The sequence below is a fragment of the Methanobrevibacter sp. genome (assembly GCF_017427765.1).
Taxonomy (GTDB): domain Archaea; phylum Methanobacteriota; class Methanobacteria; order Methanobacteriales; family Methanobacteriaceae; genus Methanocatella.
The window spans coordinates 60,555-83,519 of the sequence record NZ_JAFRSC010000022.1 but is presented as its reverse complement, the minus strand read 5'-3'; the positions used below and the strand labels follow the sequence as shown (position 1 = coordinate 83,519).

Genomic DNA, 22,965 nt, shown 5'->3' with positions numbered 1-22,965 from the left:
ATTATATATTCAATGACTGTTCCTCAAAAATTTTTGACACACAACCGGCAATCAAACCTGCAAAAATACAGTCAAGCATTGGGGGCAACCCATAAATGATTCCAGGTTTTGCTTCAATATATCTGTTAAAGTTAAATGCTGCTTTTGTTCCTGCAATCAGGTTTGCAATTGCAAGACCTAAAACATTACCCGCATATAAATCATCACGATTACCTCTTAAATCGACTTCCCTTATACGGTTTGCTGCAAAATCCTCTTCTGTTCTCATTGCAGCAACCAAAAGTGTTATAACATTAACATCAGATAATGATTTAAGAATTTGTGATTCTAATTTATCTTTTAACTCTTGTGTAACCTCAATGTCAACAAGTTCGAGCCCCGCTTCAACCAGATCTCCAATCAGAATTCCCTGAGAGACAAAATAATCCAAAATTCCGAAAGTCAGATTTAGATTTTCAAATGCATCTTCAACAGATATTTCAATTGCCTCCTCAAGCCTTATTTTCAGCTCATCCAAGTCAATTTCATCATATTCTGCATTGTTGATATCCAAATTTTGCTCATCACTGGCCGGAATATTGGCCAGAATGGCTAAAAAATCATTTGTGTTCAATATATTGCTAATGTGAAACGGCAAGCACATGTTGGCTAGGACTTTTGCCTTAATGTTGGTAATGATTTTAAAGATTTTAAGCAAATCCCTTGGAGAGATTACTCTATCAATATAAACCACATGGCTTAAATTGATTCTTGCATCAACAAAACCCTTTGAAGAATTTGCAACCTTCAAACTGTCAGTGAAATCCTCAACAGCAACATCATTAGCCATGAAAGTAAAAATTGTCAAATCATCATAGGAAACATTGAAATAATTTAGCGAATCAGTGGCCTGGGCAATGTATGATCCCTGAGACTGGTTGAATGTTTCCGCTTTTTTGGCTGTTGAATCAAACTCGTCTTTCGCCTTCAGGATATTGACGTTTTCAATGATATCAATACCGTCACTGACAGTGAAATCACTGAAAGCCAAAAAATAATTTGGATTGTTTATACAGATTCCATAATCCTTTTCAATAATATTAATTTTACTTCCCACCATATCATGACCTACCACATTTAATACAAATAATATATTAATTATTTAATTTAAATTTTATATTATAATGAGTAAAGGTATTATATTATGACAATTATTATTGACCCACAATCAAGCGGAATCGCAGGAAACATGATTATTGGTGCATTGGTAGATTTGGGAGCTAATGCAGATGATTTAAAAGAAATCATGGAAAAATCAGCAAAAGAATTTGGAAAAGTGGAAGTTACATTCAAAAAGATTACCAAACAGGGAATTGATTCCACCTACTGCAATGTGGAAATGCTGGAGCAAAAGGACTCCATCAGTTATGCAGATTTTATTGAAAAAATCAAAAATCTGGATTTGGATGAAAAAGTCAAAGAAACTTCCATTAATGTATTTGAGAGAATTGCCATTGCCGAGTCAAAAGTCCATGGAAAACCTTTAAATCAAGTTCATTTTCATGAAGTTGGAGCCAGTGACGCAGTAGCTGATGTAATTGGGTCAATATATGCATATTACTGCCTTAATTTAGACGATGATAAGATAATAGGCCTTCCAATTGCAGTTGGAGGAGGTAGAGTTAAAACTGCCCATGGAACAATACCAGTTCCGGCACCTGCAGTTGTAGAAATATTGAAAGGTTTTAAAATGATTGGAGGTCCTGTCGACAGCGAACTTGCAACACCTACAGGATGTGCAATTTATGCAGAGTTGTGTGATGAGGTTAAGGATTTCATCCCGCTGACAAATCCTAAAAAAACAGGTTACGGAGCGGGCAAAAAAGATTTTGACCACCCGAACGTTTTAAGGATAATTGAAAGTAAAGATATTGTGGAAAGTGATGAGATAGACGTTATTGAAACAAATCTTGATCATTTGACCGGTGAAGAGATAGGATATTTATTTGACAGACTCCAAGACGAAGGCGCATCGGACGTATCCATTGCACCAATCATCATGAAGAAAAATCGCCAAGGAAGCCTTTTGAAAGTAATTTCACCAAGGAAAAATAGGGAAAGGCTGATTGATGCAATATTTAAAGAAACCGGAAGTCTGGGCATTAGAATAACCCCAAATATCCACAGAGGAATAGCAAAAAGAGAATTTGAAAAAAGGACATTTGAAATAAATGGCAAAGAATATGAAGTAACATTTAAAACAGGATATGTCAATGGCGAAATTATCTCAAAAAGAGCAGAATATGAAGATTTGAAAAAAATCGCTCAGGAAAGCGGACTTCCACTTAAAAAAATTAAAGAGCTGATAAAATGAAAAAAGCAATATCCGTTTTATCTGGAGGACTTGACTGCACTGTTGCAACCAGCACATTTGCTAAAGATTATGAAATTCATGCAATAACTTTTAATTACGGTCAAAAAAGTTTTAAAAGAGAACTTAAAGCTTCAAGAGAAATATGCGATAAGATGAATTGGACTCACGAAGTAATTGACCTTCCATGGCTTTCAAAAATAAGCACATCCAGCCTGAACACATCTGAAGAGATTCCAGAAGTTTCAAGCAATGATTTAGATGATATAGAAAAAAGTATGAAAACCGCAAGCAGCGTTTGGGTTCCGGCAAGAAATACAGTATTTACATCCATTGCACTATCTTACGCCGAAAGTATCGGAGCAGAAATCATAATTGTAGGTTGGGATGCAGAAGAAGCTGCCACATTTCCAGACAATTCAAAAGAATTTTTAGAAAATTTCAATAAATTAATAGAAGCCGGCTCGCCGGACAATATTAAAATTGAAGCGCCGGCCATTGATTTAAATAAAGAGGAAATAGTAAAGCTAGGAGCTGATGTTGGCGCTCCAATGGAATTAAGCTATTCTTGTTACAAAGGTACAGAAAAACACTGCGGCGTTTGTGAAAGCTGCATGAGAAGAAAAAGAGCTTTTGAAAAAGCAAAAATAAAAGATTTGAGCGAATATGAAATTTAGTCATACTCTTTTAAATCTTTTTTCCAATTTGCATCATCCAAACTAATATTTGACCTCATACAATCCGCAGTATATTCAACAGCATCATATAACTTTTTAACGCCTTTTTTAGACTTTTTATAATTGGCTGTTCTTGACCTTTTAATGCCAATCTTACTTGCTTCGGCATATGAATCAATGTCAGCACCAATGAATATGAACTCCCAATTGTGATTTTTTATCATTTTGGAAATTTGGGATTTTGAAAATTCCACAGAAGAGTTTTCCATACCATCAGTCATAATAACAAACAATACTTTATTGCAAATCTCTTTTTCAAGAGTTACGATTGTTCTTCCGATTGCATCCAAAAGAGCTGTTGAGCCCCTAACGTAATATTCGTTGCTTGTTAAATCACAGACATCATTAATGTCTTTTCTTTTATATAACACATCATACCCATGATCAAAAAGAATTGTAGTAACTTTTGTGTTGAGTCCTTTGTCCTTTTCTCTTTTTATAAATGAATTGAATCCACCAATTGTATCCTTTTCGGAGCCGTACATTGATCCGCTCCTGTCGATTAGAAATATTAAATCCAAATTCTGCTCACATGGATCTACCTTAACCATCATTATCACTTCCAACAAATTTTTTAGATATAATCTAATGTGTTATTAATAAGTTACTAATAACTTACACACAATATATTAATGATACGTAGTATATAAAGTTTTCTAAAAAACAAAAAAAATAAAAAAAGATGTTATTCCAACTCATCTAAAGACTTTAAACCCATTTCAGTAAGCCTATAAAGACGTCCTTTTTTAGCATCAGGGTTTATGCATTCAACAACATCATTTTCTCTTAATAACTTTAATACATAGGATACATGATTAAGCAGTAATCCTGTTTCAATTGAAATAGTTTTTGGCATCTTAAAACCAGTATCTATGGATTTAACAATTTTTAGTCTGTAACTTGATTTATTAATGTATTCAACCATTTCTTCAACATCCATATTAACACCTCACTACAGTTTATTTCCACAATTTGTACAGAAAGTATCATGTGAACCGACAATATTGCCACAGTTTCCGCATCTCAACTCCTCATCAAATTTAAAACCGCAATTAGTACAAAATTTAGCGTCAATATCTGCTGGAGAACCACAATTTTGACAGTATTTTGCTACATTTTCACCAACAGCTTTTTGAGTTTTATTATTGCCTGGATGAGAATCAGATAAAACAGGAGATGAATGGAAATCCTTCTGATTTTCAATTTCAGCTATTAAAGCATTCATTGATTCAATTCTTTTACTGTCAGACGGATGGGTTGAAAAAAAATCATGATTGTTTGGGTTTCCACCAGCCATTGACTGCCAGAATGCTGGAATTGAAGATATATCATAACCTGCCCAGTGAATTATCATCATACCCAATTTATCTGCCTCAATTTCCTGGTCTCTTCCCCAAGGATTCATTAGCAAAAATTGAGAACCTACAGTTGCAATATTGGTGGCTGCTCGTGTAAGGCTTCCAATTTCGCCCAATCCAACTAAATCCAAAGCAAAACTTCCAAACCATGCAGCGGAAGAAATTGTATTTTGAGCCTTTTGAGCACTGATGCGTGTTCTGGAGTGGTCAAGCAGGGCATGTGCCATTTCATGGCCTAAAATAAATGCAACTTTTTCTTCAGTATTTGCAACTGAAAGAATGCCTGAAAACATTACAATTTTTCCACCAGGCATGCAAAATGCATTTACCGTATCATCAGCAACCAGATGGAAATCCCAGTCATAATAATCCTCAGTATAATCGCTTCTGCCGATTTCAGACAGAAACCTTTCAACAGCCTGAATTAACCTTATAGCAACATTTCTAACCAACTGCCCATTAGGAGTATTATCTAGAAGCTGTGCCTGATTAATCATGGAATAATATTCATTATAAGAATCCTCAAGAAACTTATCATCATTTACAATATCAAAATGAGATTTGCCAGTAAACGGATTAATGCTACTTCTGTCATCTTTTGCCATATATAATAATATATTCAAATTGTGTATAAAAAGTTTTTTAAATATCAGACCCCAGTCATTGACAGAAATATATGGAGAAAAAAAGCATGAAAAAATCATGCTTTTAAATCCATGAATAAAAAGAGAGAATAAGAGGAAATAATTATTTATTTCCTTTTGATTACAGCATAACCACCAAGAATAGCACATACACAGAATAATGCTAATATTGGATTGCCTGTAGCCGGCATTGTGTGTGTTGTTGTTGCGTTGGTTGCATTAACATTTTCACTTGCAGCATGAGCGGTGAAGTTTCCGGATGTGGTCATTGTTTGTTCACTGTGGTTAGTATCAGGAGGTACGATTGTGCCGTTGTGTCCGTCTTGGCTTGCGTCTAAGTAAGGATCTCCGCCAGCGGCGTGAATTTCTTCATCGTGAGTGTTATCCGGAGGAATAATCAAACCGTCATGACCGTCATGGCTTGCATCCAAATAATAGTCGTTTGCCTGATTTGAAGTATCGTCAGTTGCACTGACTGCGCATACAGAACATATTACACAGAAAATTGCAAGTATTGCAAATAATTTACTTTTGAATTCCATTTGTATCACCCATTAATAATCGAATTTTTTTATGAAGTCAATAAATTTAAAATGTGAGAAGTTAGTTTTGTAAATTAACACCTCTCTGCACAAGTAAATATATAAACAAGCCCATATATAAAGATTTTAGAATGTAAGTGCTCACTTGCATCTTAAAATGATTAAAAAAAGAAGAATTAAGGTTATTATATAAAAATAACAATAATGAAAAAGAAAAATTAAATTTAAAAATATAAAAATCTAATTTCAAAACATATCCCATAAGAACATTTGAAAAAATTGAAATAACAAAAGAGGAAAAATTAGTGATTAAATTTTAAAACAGGTTTTAGGTTATACCGACTAATATTTCAAAGAAAATTAAAAAGCCAGTATTAAAAACCTGACATTTGAATTTAAATAAAAAGTTAGTAATATAAGACTAAAATTTTAAGAAAATAAAAAAGTTAGTATTATATACCTAAAAAAATATAATATTATCATGATTCAACGAGAGTTATATTTAAAACAAATCATCCCATTAATTGACAACGACTTGATTAAAGTAATCACAGGAATTAGAAGATGTGGAAAATCTTACATGCTAGGACTAATCAAAGAAGAACTCATTAAAAGAGGAGTAAAAGAACACAACATCATACTCATTAATTTTGACAGTAAAAAATATAAAAACATCAAGAACAATAATGAACTGGACAAAATCGTTGAAAAATCAATGAAAAATAAAAAAGGAAAAATATATCTATTTTTTGATGAAATCCAAAATGTTAAAAAATGGGAACGCTCAATTGCAGGATACAAAGTTGATTATAACTGTGATATTTACATCACAGGTTCAAACTCAAATTTACTGTCTGGAGAACTGGCAACACATTTGACAGGACGATATTATGAAATAAAAATGTACCCATTTTCCTATCAGGAATTCCTAGATTACCATCAAAAATCAAGCAGTTTAGACTTATTTAATGAATACCTCCAATATGGAGGAATGCCACAAACATTTGACCTCGGCGAAACACAAAAAATAAACTATTTAGATGATTTATTCAACTCCATATTCTACAAGGACATCGTTAAAAGATATCAAATACGAGACATAGACAATCTCGAGAGATTAACCACATTCATTTTTGACAACATCGGAAATGTATTCTCAGCTTCAAGCATAGCGCAATACTACAAAAAAGAAATGAATATGAAAATTTCAAACAAAACAATAACAAACTACCTAAAATACTTAGAAAATGCATGCTTTATAAAAAAAGTAAAAAGAGAAGATTTAGAAGGCAAAGGCATTTTGAAATTCAATGAAAAATATTATGTGACTGACCATGGATTTTGTGAAGCAAAGGCAAAAGGAAACATAGACAATATTGGAAGAGCAATGGAAAACATTGTTTATTTTGAATTTTTAAGAAGAGGATGGAAAATAACAATTGGAAAAACCAACGAGTTTGAAGTTGATTTTGTATGCCGAAAACATAAAGAAACCATTTATGTTCAAGTAAGCTATTTGCTTGAAACAGACGAAACAATTGAAAGAGAATTTAGGCCATTTTCAAAAATCAAAGACCATTACCCAAAATATATCATAACCATGGATCAATTCGATAGATCACGAGATGGAATAAAACACATCAATCTAATAGATTTCTTGACTACTGAAGACTTAAACTAAACTGTACAAATAGTACCGACCAATATTTAAAGAAAAATTAGTTGGTACCTTTAATATTTAAAACAAGTACTTTTCTTTTTACTATAACAATTATTACAGCTGTAACAGATTGATTCTCCTTCCCCGTTAGCTTTCCAATCAGCCAAAAAGTCAGCTTGCGCTACGAATGGCTTAGACATGGACACGAATTCAACATCAGTATTGTTCAATACTTCATTGATTGTATTCATATCCCTTAGAGATCCACCCAAAACAACGGGAATATCCAATTCATCAATTAATTTATCCACATAAACTAAAAACGGATGCTTATCATTTCCATCATAAAGGTAAGAGATTGTTCTTGCAGTAAGCTGAATACTGTCAGCACCCGCTTTTTCCAGCTCTTTAGCAATAGCTATACTTTCATCTGCAGTGACCCCACCTTTTCTTACATCCCATGGATTGATTCTGCAACTTACATGTATATCCATAGTCTTTTTAATGACCTTGATAATCTCGGCAGAAATTCTCACACGGTTTTCAGTGTTTCCACCATATTTATCTGTTCTTTGATTGAAGTAAGGATTCATGAAACGGGACAAATAAAAATTGTTTCCCATATTAATCTGGATACCGTCAAAACCTGCAAATGAGAACTTTTTAGCAGCCATAATTACTTCAGCCTGCAATTTACGGATTCCCTCTTCAGTAATTTCATTAGCTTCCACTTTTTGATTGTCTCCATCATCATAATAGAAAAACGCCAATTGGCCTAAAATAGGCACATCATATTTGTGGGCAATGTCTGTAACTATCTGATAATCTTTAATAAAACCCCTATAATTTAAATTTGAGGAATATTCAAAAAATCTGTCCTTATGGTCAAGTGCAAAAATTTCAGATACTATCAATCCGGTTCCACTGCTTGCAATTTTTTCATATCTGTCATAAATCGCAGGAGTTAAAAAGCCCCCTTCTTCGGTTTCGGTTTCCCATGTACCGGTTCTCACAATACGACCATTAAGCTCCAAATTTCCAAATTGACATTTATCAAAAATATCTTTCATACAATCACCCAAAATATCTAAAAAAATTAATAAAAAAAAGAAATTAAAAGGTTATCTATTTGATAACCATTAAAATATCGCCGATACTTACAGCATCACCAGGTTCTACGAAAATTTCTTCAACTGTTCCATCGAATTCAGATTGGATATCGTTTTCCATCTTCATAGCTTCAATGACCCCGATATTATCGCCTTTTTCAACTGTATCTCCAACATTGACGTTGAGTTTAATAATCATTCCCTGCATTGAAGATATTACTCCACCTTCAACGTTTCCGACAGGTCTTTGGTTGCCTTCGCTAACGTCCATAAATCCGGTAGGCATGATTTTAACTTCGAAAATGTCCCCGTCGACTTCAACGTTATATTCTGTTGGAATTTCAATTCCCTCATCCGGAAGTGAGTGAGGAGGTAGAAGTTCTTCCTCTTCAGCTTCTCCTTTAAGGAATCTTGGAGCAACTTGAGGATATAAAGCATAAGTCAAAACATCTTCATCAGATTCAATGAAACCTTGCTCTTTACCTTCTGATTTGAATTTTTCGAATTCAGGTTCAATTAAATCTGCAGGTCTGCAAGTAATAACTTCCTCATCACCGATAATCTTTTTAGATATTTCTTCATTTACAGGAGCAGGAGTCTTACCGTACATACCTTTCATATATTCTTTAACCTCTTTTGATACAGTTTTGTATCTTTCGCCACCTAAAACATTCATTACAGATTGAATACCAACAATCTGACTTGTTGGAGTTACAAGTGGAGGATATCCCATGTCTTTTCTAACACGAGGCATTTCCTCTAACACATCATCATATCTGTCGATTGCATTTTGTTCCTTAAGTTGAGATATGAGGTTTGAAAGCATTCCACCAGGAATTTGGTATAACAATACGTCTGCATCGATACTTTCAGAAATCGGGTCAAGAATACCCAAATATTTTTCTTTAATATCATCAAAGTATTTTTTAATATGAGTTAATAATTTTAAATCAAGACCAGTATCAAACTCGGTACCTTGAAGAGCTGCGACCATACTTTCAGTCGGTGGCTGACTTGTTCCCCATGAAAGCGGTGATATTGCAGTATCCAAAATATCAACACCTGCCTGACATGCCGCATAATAACTTATTGGAGTCATACCACTGGTACAGTGACAGTGTAAATCTACAAGCAAATCAGTTTCTTCTTTTAAAGCAGAAACCAAATCATAAGCAGCTTTAGGAGTAATTAAACCAGCCATGTCTTTAATAGCTACTGAATCACAGTCAAGAGCTTCAAGATCTTTTGCAAGTTCTACAAAACCCTCCAAAGTATGTACAGGACTTATGGTATAACTGATAGTACCCTGAACATGTGCACCCTGATCTTTAGCTACTTTAATTGCTTTTTCCATGTTCCTTACATCGTTTAAAGCATCAAAAATTCTGAAAATGTCAACACCATTTTCATAAGATTTTTCAACGAATTTGGTAACAATATCATCAGGGTAATGTTTATAACCAACCAAATTCTGTCCCCTTAAAAGCATTTGAATAGGAGTTTTGTTGAATTCAGATTTTAATTGTCTTAATCTTTCCCACGGGTCTTCGTTCAGGTATCTTATACAAGTATCAAAAGTAGCTCCACCCCAGGCTTCAACAGAGAAGTATCCGACATTATCCATCTCTTCAGCAATAGGAATCATGTCTCTTGTTCTCATCCTAGTTGCAAGCAAAGACTGGTGAGCATCACGAAGTGCTGTTTCTGTAAATCTTACTTTTGCCATTAAATTACACCTCTTTTAAAATTTAATTATAAATAATCTTAAAATATCCAACTATAATATATGTTTTTTGTATTATATAAATTAACAATATAAAATAGTTTAAACATACACTAAAAAAAAGAAATTAAAAAAAATAAGAAAAGAAAAATTTGAAAAATTATCTTTCCAATTCACCGGAAATGAATTTTTCAACATTTTCATATGCTTCATCATCAGTAACTTGTATTGGAGGATGTTTCATAGTATAAGAAGAAATAGAAGTTAATTGTCCACCAATACCTCTTTCCAAACCAATTTTACAGCATCTTACTGCATCGATAACACAGCCTGCTGAGTTTGGAGAGTCTTCAACACTTAATCTGAGCTCAATGTTCATCGGAACGTCACCAAATGTACGGCCTTCCATTCTCAAGAAGCATAACTTATTGTCATTTTGCCATGGAACGTAATCACTAGGACCAATGTGAATATCACGGTCAGCCATTCTTTCATCTAAAACAGACTGAACCGCTTCAGTTTTTGATTCTTTTTTGGAATCCAACCTTTCACGATTAAGCATGTTTAGAAAATCAGTGTTACCACCAGTATTGATTTGATAGGTTTTATCTAATTTAACTCCCCTATCCATGAATAAACTAGCTAGTGTTCTGTGAGTGATAGTAGCGCCAATCTGTGCTTTAATATCATCTCCAACAATAGGAATTCCTTTAGCTTTGAATTTAGCATCCCACTCATCATCACTTACAATGAAAACAGGCATACAGTTAACATAAGCTATTCCTGCATCAAGAGCACATTGTGCATAATATCTTGCTGCCTCTTCAGAACCGACAGGCAAGTAATTTACCAATATTTCAGCACCGCTTTCCTTTAAAACTGAAACAACATCAACCGGATCTTCATCACTTACGACAAATGTATACTCATCATCATAATTTGACATGTGCTCAGCAACACCGTCCAAAACATGACCCATACTGACTTTTACGTCATATTTTGGGATATCTTCTTGAAATACAGTAGTACAGTTTGGTTTTGCAAAAATTGCCTCATCAATAGTTTTTCCAACTTTTCTTGCGTCAACATCAAAAGCAGCGACAACTTCTATGTCACTAGGTTCATATCCGCCAATTTCCCAATGCATAAGTCCAATAGCATCTTCTGGCTTTTTACCATCATAATAATGAATTCCTTGAATAAGTGAACTTGCACAGTTACCTATTCCGACAATAGCTATTTTAATTTTATTCAAATATAACACCAGCTAATTAATTAATTTAAGTAATAAATTTATTAAATAAAATACTAATATTATGTTATACATTATAGTTATTTAAAAGTATGCCTTATTTAACATAACTACTGTGTCAAAAATGCTACTAAAACATATATTAAGAGAGATAAGATGAATCCATATATAGAAATATTAAGACCAGGCAATGCAATGATGGGTGCCATAGCTATAATTTTAATAGCAATCATCGATAAAACAATTAGTATTCCAATTATTCTTGCAATGTTAACCGTATTTTTTGAAACTGCCGCAGGAAACGTTATTAATGATTATTTCGATTACAATATCGATTTGATTAACAAACCCGAACGGCCAATTCCTTCTGGAAGAATTTCACTACAAGCCGGGAGAAATTACGGATATCTATTGTTTTTACTTGGAACAGTCTGCGGATTTTTAATCAGTTATATAACCCATAATTGGATTCCGTTTGCAATTGTTTTAATATCCGATGTGATTCTTTATCTGTATGCATATAAACTAAAAGCAACACCATTAATCGGAAACCTGGCAGTCGGATTTATGACCGGTTTTGGATTTGTATTCGGAGGATTTACAATAAACAATCCAACAATAATATCCACATCCATATATCTTGGATTTTTTGCATTCGTAATGACAACAGCACGTGAGATAATAAAAGATATTGAAGATATCGAAGGGGACAAATCAGAAGGCGCAAGGACACTTCCTATTCTGATCGGTGATAAAATCCCCGCATTGATTGCAGTGGCATTAATAATAATAGATTGTGCATTATGCCCTCTACTCTATTACAACCACATTTTCGGCATCTTTTATTTGTTTGTAATAGCTATAGCAGTTATTTTATTTATTTACTCAGCAATATTAATTTTAAAATCAAGAGACCCAGATACTGCCCACAAATCTTCCAAACTCCTGAAAATAGGAATGCTGATAGCATTTGTCGCATTTGTATTTGGATCCATCTAAGTAATTATTAAATAGTTATAAATAAGAGAGTAATACATAATGTTTGAAGATTTTAATTTGAAAAAACAAGACATGCGTTATTTATTAGGTTTATTGATATTTAATGCAATTCTGGTTACATATTACATCAATTTCAATGTGCAGTTAGGAATAAGCTGTTCTGATGTATACCTATATCTTTTAAACGCACTTTATTTTACTGGAACAAACATTCATGCAACAGAAAACATATATCTGTCTCCAGTGGTCTGTTTTTTAACATCACTATTGTTTAGATGCGGTTTGGTTGATAAACTGGCAATATTTATTGTTACCGGACTTTTCGCAATATTCGGCAATATTGGTTTATATCTACTTCTCAAACAGTTTTATGATAATACTTTAAGCATAGCCGGTTCAATAATCTTTTCAACACTCACTTTAAACTTAACATGGCTTGCAAATGGAACTTTAGATATCCCAGCAGTTGCTCTGACAATCTGGTTAGTGTTATTCAGCATAATAGCTATTAAAAAGAACCCTAAATTTTACACATTAGCAGGATTATTCTTTGTTTTAAGCGTATTTACAAGGTATACTGTTGTTTTAACAATCCCTGCATTATTAATTATTTACATATATGAAAACGGCCTTAAAATAAAAAAAGAAGATAAAAAACATGTTTTCAAAGCAATAACAATCTCAATGGTAGTTGGAATCATTATTTTTGCAACAGTTTTTGTTATGGGTCACGGTCAGTTCGGAGGCGGACAGATGCTTGATCGGGCTTCCGGACAAACAGGATCTTCAACCGACCCTGCATTTAATCCGGATTACAGTTATTATTTAACAAATCTGCCTAATTTTATCTCAAATTCCCATACAGTATTTGACGGAAATCCTGTCCTTCAAAATCCGACCGTGCTTTCATGGACAGTTATTTTAATACTGATAATTGGCGCATTGCTTTGGCTAAAGGACACCAAACCAAAACTAGAAAAAAAGCATGCTATACCAATAGCATTGTTTTTGATATCCGCTTTAATCTTTACAAGAATAACTTCATTAGTTACAATCTTCCTTGTTAGTGTTGGATTATATCTGCTGGGCAAAGATTCAGACAATGAAACAGGCATAGCAATGTTTGTTTGGATAATTTCAAATATTATCTTTTTTACATATCTCAATATCCGAGTAAACAGATACATTATCCCAATATTTCCAGCAATGATTTACTTTACAATAAAAGCTATTGATATTATCAACAGCAAAATCCGAATCAACAGAAATATCATCCCAATAGTTTTAATTGTTTTATTTGCAGTTCAGGGATTTGCATTTACCGAAACATTCGAGCCTACAACACAGTATCAGGTTACCGAAGAGATTTCAAATTATATCATAGACAATAACCCCGATTATCAGGATATCCCTATTGGAACATATAATATACGACCTTACAGATGGTGGATTGGAGACAATGTAATCGGAATACCTTCAGGCAGCCATGAAACCATCGATGAAAGCAATCTTACCTACTATATTTCAAATGCAAAACAGCCCCAACTAAAGAATTATAGTGAAATTAAACAATTTGATAATCTATATTTATATCAAAAAACAAGTTATTAGATACATCTAATTTTTCAAATTTAGATTAAAAAAGACTATTCTTTAAATTAAATGAATCTCCATCCCTTTTTAAAATTTAAAAAATTATATCTTAAAATTAAAAATCATTATTTTTAGAAAGATATATAATAATCAAAATAAAAAAGTAATAACATAAGTAATTTAAAGAGGATAATATGAAAGTTGTATGCTGTAAGAACTGTGGTGCAAAATACCAACTCGATGATGATGACGATATATCAACATTTGAGTGTTCTTCATGCGCAGGAGACCTAGAATATTTAGAAGAATATTCTGATGATAAAAGTTCTTCTCGTTCCTCATTTATAGATTCATTCAAGTATGATAACTCACAGATTGTACAATGTGAAGACTGTGGATTAAAATTTAAAATAAGAAGCAGCGATAGCATACTTGACTATGAATGTGATAGTTGTGGAGGATCTTTAAGATATTTAGATGAACAGCTCAATGAAGAGTTAGATAAATATGTTGAAGAAAGAAAAAAAGAAATTAAAACCATCAGACAAGAAAATAAATCCCAGGAACTCCCTGTAGAAGAAGAACAAACAGAAGATAATACACTCTCCTTAAAATCAATTACTAACAGATTAGAAAATTTCTTCTCCGAAGAGAATATGCTAAAAATAGCAGATGCCGAAAAAAAAGAGCAAGAAATTAAAGAGGAAGAAGAATTAGGTTCAAAAACTGCAAGAACCACAATTCCTGAATCTGTTTTAACTAAATTTGGAAAAGAATTTGCTCTTCCAAAAACTAATGATTACAATATTTTGAAAAACTTCCTTAAAAATGAATTTTTCAAAAGCATGAATGAATATTATCCAAATACTGCTGAAAAACCTTCTGAGAGATCTATAGGTGGTTTTATTGATAGACTTGCAATTCCAGAGCCTGAACCAGGAATTGGAGATTCAAGTACCGGTTCACTTTTAAGTACTGGATATGATGATTTCGATATCAAAAATATGGATACTAACACTACAATCCTCATTGTAGGTGCTGTAATATTTATTTTAAGCATCATTGAAATCTTATTAATAAACAGCGGTATTGGAATAATTGCTTTGTTCATTGGAGTAATTATCTTATGTTATGGAATTTATAAAACTAGAGATGTGAAAGAAACTGAAATAAGAACAAGAATCATCAGAGAACACTTGTTAAGTTTACCTGAAGAATTCTATGTATTCTACAATGTAAAAACCCCAACATCAAACTCTAGTATAAATCACCTGGTAGTAGGTCCAACCGGAATTTATGCACTTATCTCACAGAAATACAATCCAAAACTTAGATTAGAATCTGAAAATGAAAATTTAAATTTAATAGGATCTAGTGAATCTGATGAAGATAAAATTGAAGAAATTCCAACCAATGGAAATATGAGAAGATTTAGATACACAACAAAACAAGCTAAATTCTCTCAAGACAATAAAATCAAACAAAAATCTTTAAGTTTGGGTGAAGATTTAATTAACTTCTTAAATGAAAACAACATCAAAAATTGCTTTGTCGAACCGCTAGTAGGGTTTATCAACAATGAAGTTGTTGTAATTAATATGCCTTTAACCGATGAAGACTTATTCATAGAAGAATTATTAAATAAAATCCAAACCAGTACTATTAAATTAGATTCTGAAACAATCGACAAATGTGCTGTTTTAATCAACAACTATTCTGCAGATTGTTCTTCAGAAATTTAATTTTCTTTTTTTAATTTTTAAAAATAATATTAATGATTCTTATTGAATTCAAATTTACGATATTCTTCTTCAATAACTGCCAAAATATTTTCAAAACCATTTTTTAAATCAATAGATAGCATTTTTTTATGCATTTCCATTCTCAAATCAAAATCATTTACAATATTGACAAATTGGTCAACAATGTCCTGCTTGGATAAATCTTCCACACGCCCCATGTTAATAAAACCATTGTTGTTATTTGCAAAAACATGTGATACATCCCTGTCATCCTGACATAGACATATTGTAGGAACTCCAATTGAACAAATCTCATACATGGATTTGTTAGGAGAAGTGAAGATAACATCCGCTTTAAATATGAATTCACTAACATTTGGGACATTTCTATAGATTTGAATTAAAGGATTTGATTCGTATTTTGAAATAAGATCATCTAAACCTTCATAGTCAAGGCCTAAAATAACATCAATTCTTCCCTCATAATTTGTAGCCAAAATGGAATCAATTATTTTTTCAGTTACATTATTGGAATCAAATTGTCCAAATGCTATTAAAACCCTGTTGACTGCATTAGTAATTATTTTAGGCGGCTGATAATAGAATTCATCTTTTAAAACGAAATATTTATGGCCTGTAAACACATTACGTGCACCCAGTTCATGTTCGTATAAATCATCAAATACGACATCTGCAAGGTCACTGCCTACACCCAAATCTTCAAAATTAACAACAAAATAACCCTCTTCCTTTAAGGCTGAAATATATTCTACAGAAGTATCTAAAATATCATTAATTACAATTTGAGGACTATACTGCTTTAAAAAATTTAACAAATCATTTTTGTCATCATAGGTTTTATAGGAAAAATTGTTTCTATCAACAATATCAATACCCAACTGATAATGTTCATCAATTAAAAACAATACCTCATGAAACACCAATTTGGAAGCTAAGGATAAACATCTATTAATATGACTGACACCTATTTCCTCAGAGGCGTTCACAACAATTGCAGTTCTTTTCTTTTGCAAGTAATTTTCTGCAATCCACCAATCCTCATAAGTTTGAATATTAACTCGCTCTTCACGGGAAACTTCAACTATGTCAATATTGGTCCCTAAACGGGAATCTTCATGAACAAACTGTCTTCGAGTGGCTAAAATTGCACCAGTTTCCCTAAATGATTTTGGAAGCAAATCCGTATCCACACGTTCAATATAATTTGGGAAATATCTTCTGTTGTCTTCATCATATCCCCAGCTTAAATGTCTGTCATCAACAACAGAAATTACACTATCCAAACTGAAATCTTCAAATTTTTCGATAGCATTATCCAAGGTTTCCGTTTTAATTAAAGGAGATGTTGGTTGAAGAGTAATAATTATATCATATTCGTCAAAGGCCTGTTTTTCTTTTTGAATCATGGCGTCATGGATTACAGGGTCAAGTGAAACCTCATCAGTTGCCAATTCATCTGACCTCCTAACAACACTTGCTCCGAATTTCTCGGCAATTAGCGCAATTTGTGAATCGTCAGTGGTTACAACAACATCATCAACATACTGAGACGCTTTAGCTGCCTCAATTGAGTATGAAATAAGAGGTTTATTATTAAGCAGTCTTAAATTTTTACGTGGAATGCCTTTTGAGCCACCTCTAGCCGGAATAACCACAAGAATTAGATTATTGTTAAACATATTTATCCCTTAAATTATAATAAAATATAATACATCTAATAATAAATATAATCAATGTATAATATTAAATCTTCGGTGTTAGTATGAAAAATATGTCAAAAGAATTAATAGATAGAATAAATAAATTAGCCACCCCTGTTAAGATTATGCACGTCTGTGGCTCCCACGAACACACCATAATGGAAAATGGGATTAGAAGCCTCCTTCCTGACGATGTGGAAATTATTGCAGGTCCAGGATGTCCTGTTTGTGTTGTACCTTCACGTGAAATTGATGAAGCTCTGGAACTTATTGACAAAGGAGTTACAATCACCACTTTTGGAGACATGTTAAGAGTACCTGGTTCTGAAAGATCCCTTGCAGATGCCAAAGCTGAAGGCGGTGACGTTAGAGTAGTTTATGGAATTAACAGAGCTATTGAAATTGCTGAAAAAGAAGACAATGACGTGGTGTTTATATCAGCAGGATTTGAAACAACAGCACCGACAACTGCTGCGGAATTATTATCCACACCACCTGAAAACTTCTCAGTTTTATCATGCCACAGATTAATACCTCCGGCAATTGATTTTTTAATTAATTCCGGCCAAACCAGTTTAAATGCATTAATCCAACCGGGACACGTCTGTACAATTATTGGAACAAAACCTTTCGAATATTTCTCAACTGACTTTGGAATACCTCAAGCAGTAGCAGGATTTAATCCATTAGACATCTTAATGTCAGTTTATATGATTTTAAGACAAATCCACAACGAAACACCGAAAATCGACAATGAATATGCAAGAGCAGTAAAAGAAGAAGGAAATGTTATTGCCCAAGAAATGATGGAACAGGTATTCGATGTAACATCAAGAGAATGGAGAGGATTTCCAAAGATTCCAAATTCAATTTTAGAAATCAAAGATGAATTTGCCGAATTTAATGCACGTGAAAAATATGATATTGAAGTAAAAGACGTTAATGAAGCACCTAAAGGATGCATATGCGGACCTATTTTAAGAGGACTCGCAAGGCCCGAAGATTGTAAGTTATTTAGAAAAACATGCAATCCGCTTCACCCAATCGGCGCATGTATGGTAAGTAAAGAAGGAACCTGCAACATCGCACACAGATATTCTCGAGGATAATATGACAATAGAAGCAATAGCAGTAGATATCGACGGAACAATAACTGACGATAAAAGGCAAATTTGCATTTCAGCAATTGAAGCATTACGCAAAGCGGAATCAAAAGGAATACCAACAATAATTGTTACAGGAAATGTTGTTAACTATGCATATGCAGCAGAAGTTCTTATCGGATGCAGTGGAGGTCTTGTTGCGGAAAATGGTGGAGTGGTTTTTAAAGAAGGCGAAAATGACAATGCAGTTGAAACAATGGTAGACAGAGACTTTGTTAGTTCTGCAGAAAATCATCTAAAGGAAAAATTAGGTGAAAAATTCGACCAGCACGCCTCACACGACAACATGTACCGATTAACTGAAACTGTATTTTACAAAACAATTGCTCTTGATGAGTTAGAAGAAGCATTGAAAGATTTTAAATATTTAGATGAACTTGAAATTTATGATAGTGGTTTTGCACTCCATATAACCGATAAAAGAGTAAATAAGGGAACCTCACTTAAATACCTATGTGAGAGAAATGGAATAAATATGGAAAACGTTATGGCAATCGGCGATAGCCAAAATGATGAAGATTTCCTCAAACAGACAGGTTATAAAATCGCTGTTGGAAATGCTGAAGAAAAATTAAAAGAAATAAGCACATACACCTGTGAAAAAAACTTCGGAGATGGTGTAGCTGAAGCCATTGAAAAATTTGCATTGTAGTGATAACATGATTTATGAATTAGCTGAAAAGGCACAGAAAGCTGTTGAAAACAAATGTGATGCATACGAAATTTATATTGACGAATCCAGACTAATCGAATTGGACTCCAAACAGGACGAACTGAACTTTGCAAAAGAAGAAATCGAGCAAGGAATTGGAATAAGAGTCATTAAAGATAATAAAATTGGTTTTGCATTTACTTCAAACCTTGATAAAATAACCGAAACCGGAACACAGGCCATTGAAAATGCAAAATTGAACAAACAGGATGAAAACTATGCTTTTTCAGAAGTTGAAAAAGTAGTTGACGTTAAAAAAGTGTATGATAAAAAATTCAATGACCTGGATCTTGATGAATCAGTAGACTTTTTGAAAAATGTAATATCAATAGCCAGTGACAGCGGATGTGAAATAACCGGTTCTGGTTTTTCTGCAAGCGAAGGCAGATCATTAATCATTAATTCAAACGGAGTTTCCATAGAAGATGAAGGAACCGGCTTTGGAATTGGACTATCCGTAACTATCCAGAAAGACGGGAAAATCGCAACAGCATACAATTCACAATCCTCAAGATTTTTTGATTTGGACGGTGAAAAACTAGCTAATGACGTCTGTAATTTAGCTAAAAGCTCACTTGACACAAAACCAATTGAAACAAATGATTATAGTGTAGTTTTAGATTATTATGCTGCAACAGGTCTTCTTCAAACATTCATGTCTGCATTCAACGGTGAAAACGTGATGAGAGGAAGATCCATACTTAAAGGTAAAATAGGAACCGAAATTGCAAATCCAACTCTTTCAATTATTGACAATCCCCTTTTAGAAAAAGGAATGGTCAGCTCAAAATGCGATGGAGAGGGAAGCGTTAGCCAAAAAACTGATTTGATTAAAGATGGTGTTTTAAACTCATTTATCTATGACATTTATACTGCAAATAAAGAAAATGTCAAAACAACCTCAAATGGATACAGAGGTTCATATTTATCAACACCGATGATTTCACCAACAAATCTGGAATTCAAATTCAGTGAAATGAAAGATTTGGAAGAAATTAAAAAAGGTGTTTTAACAACAAGCGTTTTAGGAGCTCATACTGCAAATCCGATTTCCGGAGACTTTTCAGTAGAAGCAAGCAACGCATTTAAAATAGAAAATGGGGAATTAACCGACCCTATAAACAAAGCAATGATTTCAGGAAATATCTTTGAAATTATGAAAAAAGTAGAAGGTTTGAACACCGAAATAAAACAGTACGGTTCCTTTATCATACCAAAATTATTAGTGCATGATTTAAGAGTCGTAGGACAAAATTAAGAAAGAAAAATTAAATCTTTTTTAATTTTTCTCTATATCTGTCTATTGAATCATGAGAATAATCAATTAATAAATAATCCTCTGTTAACTCTTTATTTTTATCAAATTCCTTTAATTTTTCATTCATTGCATTATCAATTTCTTTATCCAATTTTTTTAATTGCTTTTCAAAAGAAAATTCTGTTTGTCTAATGTTAATATTAGATTTACGTGCAATTTTTTCGATTTCTTTATCGAAGTCAATTTCATCTTTTTTAGACATTTTTACACCTACATTTCAATAATAGGCAATTGAATTTCAGTTATATAGTCCTTTTCATTATCACAGTTGTGGAAACTTTTTATTAAAACCTCTTTAGGAGATCCTATGATGTGATAATTATTTTTTTGTGCTATTTCAACTAACTCTGCATAGGTATCTAAAATATTGTCAGTTGGCCCAAAGTGTTTGGCTGCCAAAACTTTATTTTCTATCATGTCAACGACACGAATCCTGTCAGTTTCATCTGCATCTCCTTTAATGGCAATGCTTACATCATAGACCACATCACCATCATCAACTTCATGTCTTGGTGAGAAATAAACAATGAAAGGTTCGCCTTCAGTTTCGATTTCTTCAGCATCAACCCATCCCATCAATATAGAAAGAAATACTCCTAAATCTTCGATTGGGGTCTTACAATTAATTACTCCCAATTTTTGTTCGGGAATTACTTTAACCTCATAATCCATAGTTACACCTTAAATAATTTATAATCTTAATTGAATAAAAAGACTTCTACTTGCTCGCCTTCATCCAATATTTCAACTAACTTCGGAATCTTTACATAACCGTCAGCAGTTGAAAGGGAGAATATTGCACCTGAATCTTTAAAAATCGGATGAACTTCCTCTCCATCGACTTTAACTAACTGATATTGCATCCTTCCGACTTGAGAGTGGATTCTGCGAGTCATTACACCCTTAGTGGTTTTTAACTCAAAGTCCCTGTCAATTCCAGCAAGTCTTGTTAAAGGCTCTGCAACAAATGCATTGAATATCATTAAAGCAGATACAGGATTGCCCGGAAGACCTATAACAATCTTACCGTCTATGACGCCAACAATTGTTGGTTTACCTGGCTGAACAGATATTCCATGAATATAAACTTCACCCAATTCATCGAGAACATGCTTTAAAACATCTCCAAGACCTGCTGAAGTACCTCCTGAGCAGAAAAGCACATCAACCTCTTTTAGGGATTCTGTAATTTTTTGCTTAACTTCGCCGTAGTCATCTCTCATTACACCCAAGAATTTCGCATCTGCACCACAGGAAATTGCATCGTTTTTAATCATTCCCCCATTTACATCATAGATTTTTCCATATTCCAAATCTTCGCCCTGAAGAGTGATTTCATTTCCTGATGAGACTATACCAACAGTTGGTTTTTTGTAAACTTCTATTGTTTCAAAACCCTGTGAGAGCAAAACACCAATTTTACCCGGATTTAAAAAGTCACCTTTTTTAAGAATAAGTTTGCCTTCTTCAATATCTGAACCTTTTTTTGCAACATCCTGTGAAGGAGTGGCAGTTGTAAGCAAATTAACTTTATCATCAAATTTTTCAGCATATTCAACCATTACAACAGCTTCGCCACCTTCAGGCATTGCTGCACCAGTACTGATTTCAATGCACTTGCCTTTCTCAACTTTTTTGTCGGTTGTAGATCCTGCCTCCAAAAAGTCTATTACCTCCAAGGTATTGGGAGACTCTTCTGAAGCTCCAAAACTGTCTTCAGCAAGAATAGCAAAGCCGTCTTTTAATGCTTTATCAAAAGGCGGGAAATCCATTCTGGAATAAACGTCCTCAAAAAGAATCCTTCCATAGGATTCGGTTACTGCAATCTCTTCACTTTCAGCAGACAAATTTTTATCAAATAACTCTTGAATAATATCAATAGCTTCATCACATTCTTTAATTTTTAAAAATTCTGTTCCCATAGATATCCCTTTATATAGAATCCAATAACTTAATATAATAATATATTCATAAATATATAAATAATTTAATCTTATGTGAAAGCTATTATATTTTGGAGGAGAGTATTTGTCAAAACCTAATCAAAATCAACAACAAGAGTATAGGAGAGTAAGAACCCCTAAAAAAGGTGAAATACCTGGAGTAGTTGAACAAATCATGGGCCACGGTAAATTAAAAGTCCGTTGTGCTGATGGAAATATAAGAATGACCAGAATCCCTGGAAAAATGAAAAAACGTATTTGGATTCGCGAAGGAGACGTGATTCTTGTAAAACCATGGGATTTCCAATCCGATGAAAAAGCCGATGTAATTTGGAGATACACCAAAACCGAATCAAACTGGCTTGAAAGAAAAGGCTACTTAAAAATGTAGCTTTATTT

22 protein-coding genes are annotated in these 22,965 nt (G+C 33.2%); 10 read left to right on the top strand and 12 right to left on the bottom strand.

The window, feature by feature from the left end:
* Window position 1: 1 nt before the first annotated feature.
* On the bottom strand, window positions 2–1,099 hold the full coding sequence (locus IJL02_RS06440) for a phosphatidylglycerophosphatase (protein WP_292813385.1): 1,098 nt from the start codon (window positions 1,097–1,099) through the stop codon (window positions 2–4).
* An 84-nt stretch (window positions 1,100–1,183) separates the two neighbouring features.
* On the opposite strand from IJL02_RS06440, the gene larC reads away from it, so the two are divergent.
* Complete coding sequence (gene larC / locus IJL02_RS06435) at window positions 1,184–2,353, top strand: nickel pincer cofactor biosynthesis protein LarC (protein ID WP_292813382.1); 1,170 nt, start codon at window positions 1,184–1,186, stop codon at window positions 2,351–2,353.
* Window positions 2,350–3,027 (top strand): 7-cyano-7-deazaguanine synthase QueC, encoded by a 678-nt coding sequence (gene queC, locus IJL02_RS06430; protein ID WP_292813377.1) that lies wholly within the window; start codon window positions 2,350–2,352, stop codon window positions 3,025–3,027. Before larC ends, queC begins: the two co-directional genes overlap by 4 nt.
* On the opposite strand, the gene IJL02_RS06425 is transcribed toward queC, so the two are convergent.
* The 4 genes from IJL02_RS06425 to IJL02_RS06410 form a co-directional block, all read right to left on the bottom strand.
* Window positions 3,024–3,638, bottom strand: coding sequence for a vWA domain-containing protein (locus IJL02_RS06425; protein WP_292813373.1), 615 nt, complete (start codon window positions 3,636–3,638; stop codon window positions 3,024–3,026). The genes queC and IJL02_RS06425 overlap by 4 nt on opposite strands.
* 134 nt (window positions 3,639–3,772) lie before the next feature.
* Window positions 3,773–4,027: a MarR family transcriptional regulator gene (locus IJL02_RS06420; protein WP_292813369.1), complete on the bottom strand. Its 255-nt coding sequence runs from the start codon at window positions 4,025–4,027 to the stop codon at window positions 3,773–3,775.
* Window positions 4,028–4,039: 12 nt separating this feature from the next.
* Window positions 4,040–5,050, bottom strand: coding sequence for a M48 family metallopeptidase (locus IJL02_RS06415; protein ID WP_292813366.1), 1,011 nt, complete (start codon window positions 5,048–5,050; stop codon window positions 4,040–4,042).
* 146 nt (window positions 5,051–5,196) lie between these two features.
* Entirely contained in the window at window positions 5,197–5,631 is a 435-nt protein-coding gene (locus IJL02_RS06410) for a hypothetical protein (RefSeq protein ID WP_292813359.1), read from the bottom strand.
* 481 nt (window positions 5,632–6,112) lie between these two features.
* Here IJL02_RS06410 and IJL02_RS06405 point away from each other — a divergent pair, with 481 nt between their 5' ends.
* The gene (locus IJL02_RS06405) at window positions 6,113–7,312 is read left to right on the top strand and encodes an ATP-binding protein (protein WP_292813355.1); all 1,200 of its coding nucleotides are present in this window, start codon (window positions 6,113–6,115) and stop codon (window positions 7,310–7,312) included.
* A 50-nt stretch (window positions 7,313–7,362) separates the two neighbouring features.
* Here IJL02_RS06405 and IJL02_RS06400 read toward each other — a convergent pair whose 3' ends face one another.
* The 3 genes from IJL02_RS06400 to IJL02_RS06390 all read right to left on the bottom strand — a co-directional run bounded on the left by IJL02_RS06400 (window position 7,363) and on the right by IJL02_RS06390 (window position 11,378).
* On the bottom strand, window positions 7,363–8,361 hold the full coding sequence (locus IJL02_RS06400) for a tRNA-dihydrouridine synthase (protein ID WP_292813350.1): 999 nt from the start codon (window positions 8,359–8,361) through the stop codon (window positions 7,363–7,365).
* Between the two features lie 55 nt (window positions 8,362–8,416).
* A complete protein-coding gene (gene oadA, locus IJL02_RS06395) occupies window positions 8,417–10,126 on the bottom strand; it encodes a sodium-extruding oxaloacetate decarboxylase subunit alpha (protein WP_292813347.1) in 1,710 nt (569 codons plus the stop codon).
* A gap of 157 nt (window positions 10,127–10,283) precedes the next feature.
* Window positions 10,284–11,378, bottom strand: a complete 1,095-nt coding sequence (locus IJL02_RS06390) for an inositol-3-phosphate synthase (protein WP_292813344.1) — start codon at window positions 11,376–11,378, stop codon at window positions 10,284–10,286.
* A gap of 153 nt (window positions 11,379–11,531) precedes the next feature.
* Here IJL02_RS06390 and IJL02_RS06385 point away from each other — a divergent pair, with 153 nt between their 5' ends.
* The 3 genes from IJL02_RS06385 to IJL02_RS06375 all read left to right on the top strand — a co-directional run bounded on the left by IJL02_RS06385 (window position 11,532) and on the right by IJL02_RS06375 (window position 15,709).
* On the top strand, window positions 11,532–12,374 hold the full coding sequence (locus IJL02_RS06385; protein ID WP_292813339.1) for a UbiA family prenyltransferase: 843 nt from the start codon (window positions 11,532–11,534) through the stop codon (window positions 12,372–12,374).
* A gap of 39 nt (window positions 12,375–12,413) precedes the next feature.
* A complete protein-coding gene (locus IJL02_RS06380; RefSeq protein WP_292813335.1) occupies window positions 12,414–13,985 on the top strand; it encodes a glycosyltransferase family 39 protein in 1,572 nt (523 codons plus the stop codon).
* A gap of 176 nt (window positions 13,986–14,161) precedes the next feature.
* On the top strand, window positions 14,162–15,709 hold the full coding sequence (locus IJL02_RS06375; protein ID WP_292813330.1) for an NERD domain-containing protein: 1,548 nt from the start codon (window positions 14,162–14,164) through the stop codon (window positions 15,707–15,709).
* A 29-nt stretch (window positions 15,710–15,738) separates the two neighbouring features.
* Here IJL02_RS06375 and IJL02_RS06370 read toward each other — a convergent pair whose 3' ends face one another.
* Window positions 15,739–17,409: a cytidylyltransferase domain-containing protein gene (locus tag IJL02_RS06370; RefSeq protein ID WP_292813326.1), complete on the bottom strand. Its 1,671-nt coding sequence runs from the start codon at window positions 17,407–17,409 to the stop codon at window positions 15,739–15,741.
* A gap of 83 nt (window positions 17,410–17,492) precedes the next feature.
* Here IJL02_RS06370 and hypD point away from each other — a divergent pair, with 83 nt between their 5' ends.
* Genes hypD through IJL02_RS06355 form a run of 3 tightly spaced genes read left to right on the top strand, consistent with a single transcriptional unit; the run spans window position 17,493 to window position 20,563 of the window.
* Entirely contained in the window at window positions 17,493–18,539 is a 1,047-nt protein-coding gene (hypD, locus tag IJL02_RS06365; protein ID WP_292813322.1) for a hydrogenase formation protein HypD, read from the top strand.
* Between the two features lies 1 nt (window position 18,540).
* A complete protein-coding gene (locus IJL02_RS06360; RefSeq protein ID WP_292813318.1) occupies window positions 18,541–19,245 on the top strand; it encodes a phosphoglycolate phosphatase in 705 nt (234 codons plus the stop codon).
* Between the two features lie 7 nt (window positions 19,246–19,252).
* Complete coding sequence (locus IJL02_RS06355; protein WP_292813313.1) at window positions 19,253–20,563, top strand: TldD/PmbA family protein; 1,311 nt, start codon at window positions 19,253–19,255, stop codon at window positions 20,561–20,563.
* Between the two features lie 10 nt (window positions 20,564–20,573).
* On the opposite strand, the gene IJL02_RS06350 is transcribed toward IJL02_RS06355, so the two are convergent.
* Genes IJL02_RS06350 through glp form a run of 3 tightly spaced genes read right to left on the bottom strand, consistent with a single transcriptional unit; the run spans window position 20,574 to window position 22,545 of the window.
* A complete protein-coding gene (locus tag IJL02_RS06350; protein ID WP_292813310.1) occupies window positions 20,574–20,825 on the bottom strand; it encodes a hypothetical protein in 252 nt (83 codons plus the stop codon).
* Window positions 20,826–20,833: 8 nt separating this feature from the next.
* Window positions 20,834–21,295: a GyrI-like domain-containing protein gene (locus IJL02_RS06345; protein WP_292813306.1), complete on the bottom strand. Its 462-nt coding sequence runs from the start codon at window positions 21,293–21,295 to the stop codon at window positions 20,834–20,836.
* A 26-nt stretch (window positions 21,296–21,321) separates the two neighbouring features.
* A complete protein-coding gene (gene glp / locus IJL02_RS06340) occupies window positions 21,322–22,545 on the bottom strand; it encodes a gephyrin-like molybdotransferase Glp (protein WP_292813299.1) in 1,224 nt (407 codons plus the stop codon).
* A gap of 106 nt (window positions 22,546–22,651) precedes the next feature.
* On the opposite strand from glp, the gene eif1A reads away from it, so the two are divergent.
* Complete coding sequence (eif1A, locus tag IJL02_RS06335) at window positions 22,652–22,957, top strand: translation initiation factor eIF-1A (protein WP_292793457.1); 306 nt, start codon at window positions 22,652–22,654, stop codon at window positions 22,955–22,957.
* Window positions 22,958–22,965 lie beyond the last annotated feature (8 nt).

Bases quoted from the DNA above. Each gene is read 5' to 3' on its own strand.
- IJL02_RS06440 (WP_292813385.1), bottom strand. From the start codon at position 1,099: ATGGTGGGAAGTAAAATTAATATTATTGAAAAGGATTATGGAATCTGT.
- larC (WP_292813382.1), top strand. From the start codon at position 1,184: ATGACAATTATTATTGACCCACAATCAAGCGGAATCGCAGGAAACATG.
- queC (WP_292813377.1), top strand. From the start codon at position 2,350: ATGAAAAAAGCAATATCCGTTTTATCTGGAGGACTTGACTGCACTGTT.
- IJL02_RS06425 (WP_292813373.1), bottom strand. From the start codon at position 3,638: ATGGTTAAGGTAGATCCATGTGAGCAGAATTTGGATTTAATATTTCTA.
- IJL02_RS06420 (WP_292813369.1), bottom strand. From the start codon at position 4,027: ATGGATGTTGAAGAAATGGTTGAATACATTAATAAATCAAGTTACAGA.
- IJL02_RS06415 (WP_292813366.1), bottom strand. From the start codon at position 5,050: ATGGCAAAAGATGACAGAAGTAGCATTAATCCGTTTACTGGCAAATCT.
- IJL02_RS06410 (WP_292813359.1), bottom strand. From the start codon at position 5,631: ATGGAATTCAAAAGTAAATTATTTGCAATACTTGCAATTTTCTGTGTA.
- IJL02_RS06405 (WP_292813355.1), top strand. From the start codon at position 6,113: ATGATTCAACGAGAGTTATATTTAAAACAAATCATCCCATTAATTGAC.
- IJL02_RS06400 (WP_292813350.1), bottom strand. From the start codon at position 8,361: ATGAAAGATATTTTTGATAAATGTCAATTTGGAAATTTGGAGCTTAAT.
- oadA (WP_292813347.1), bottom strand. From the start codon at position 10,126: ATGGCAAAAGTAAGATTTACAGAAACAGCACTTCGTGATGCTCACCAG.
- IJL02_RS06385 (WP_292813339.1), top strand. From the start codon at position 11,532: ATGAATCCATATATAGAAATATTAAGACCAGGCAATGCAATGATGGGT.
- IJL02_RS06380 (WP_292813335.1), top strand. From the start codon at position 12,414: ATGTTTGAAGATTTTAATTTGAAAAAACAAGACATGCGTTATTTATTA.
- IJL02_RS06375 (WP_292813330.1), top strand. From the start codon at position 14,162: ATGAAAGTTGTATGCTGTAAGAACTGTGGTGCAAAATACCAACTCGAT.
- IJL02_RS06370 (WP_292813326.1), bottom strand. From the start codon at position 17,409: ATGTTTAACAATAATCTAATTCTTGTGGTTATTCCGGCTAGAGGTGGC.
- hypD (WP_292813322.1), top strand. From the start codon at position 17,493: ATGAAAAATATGTCAAAAGAATTAATAGATAGAATAAATAAATTAGCC.
- IJL02_RS06360 (WP_292813318.1), top strand. From the start codon at position 18,541: ATGACAATAGAAGCAATAGCAGTAGATATCGACGGAACAATAACTGAC.
- IJL02_RS06355 (WP_292813313.1), top strand. From the start codon at position 19,253: ATGATTTATGAATTAGCTGAAAAGGCACAGAAAGCTGTTGAAAACAAA.
- IJL02_RS06350 (WP_292813310.1), bottom strand. From the start codon at position 20,825: ATGTCTAAAAAAGATGAAATTGACTTCGATAAAGAAATCGAAAAAATT.
- IJL02_RS06345 (WP_292813306.1), bottom strand. From the start codon at position 21,295: ATGGATTATGAGGTTAAAGTAATTCCCGAACAAAAATTGGGAGTAATT.
- glp (WP_292813299.1), bottom strand. From the start codon at position 22,545: ATGGGAACAGAATTTTTAAAAATTAAAGAATGTGATGAAGCTATTGAT.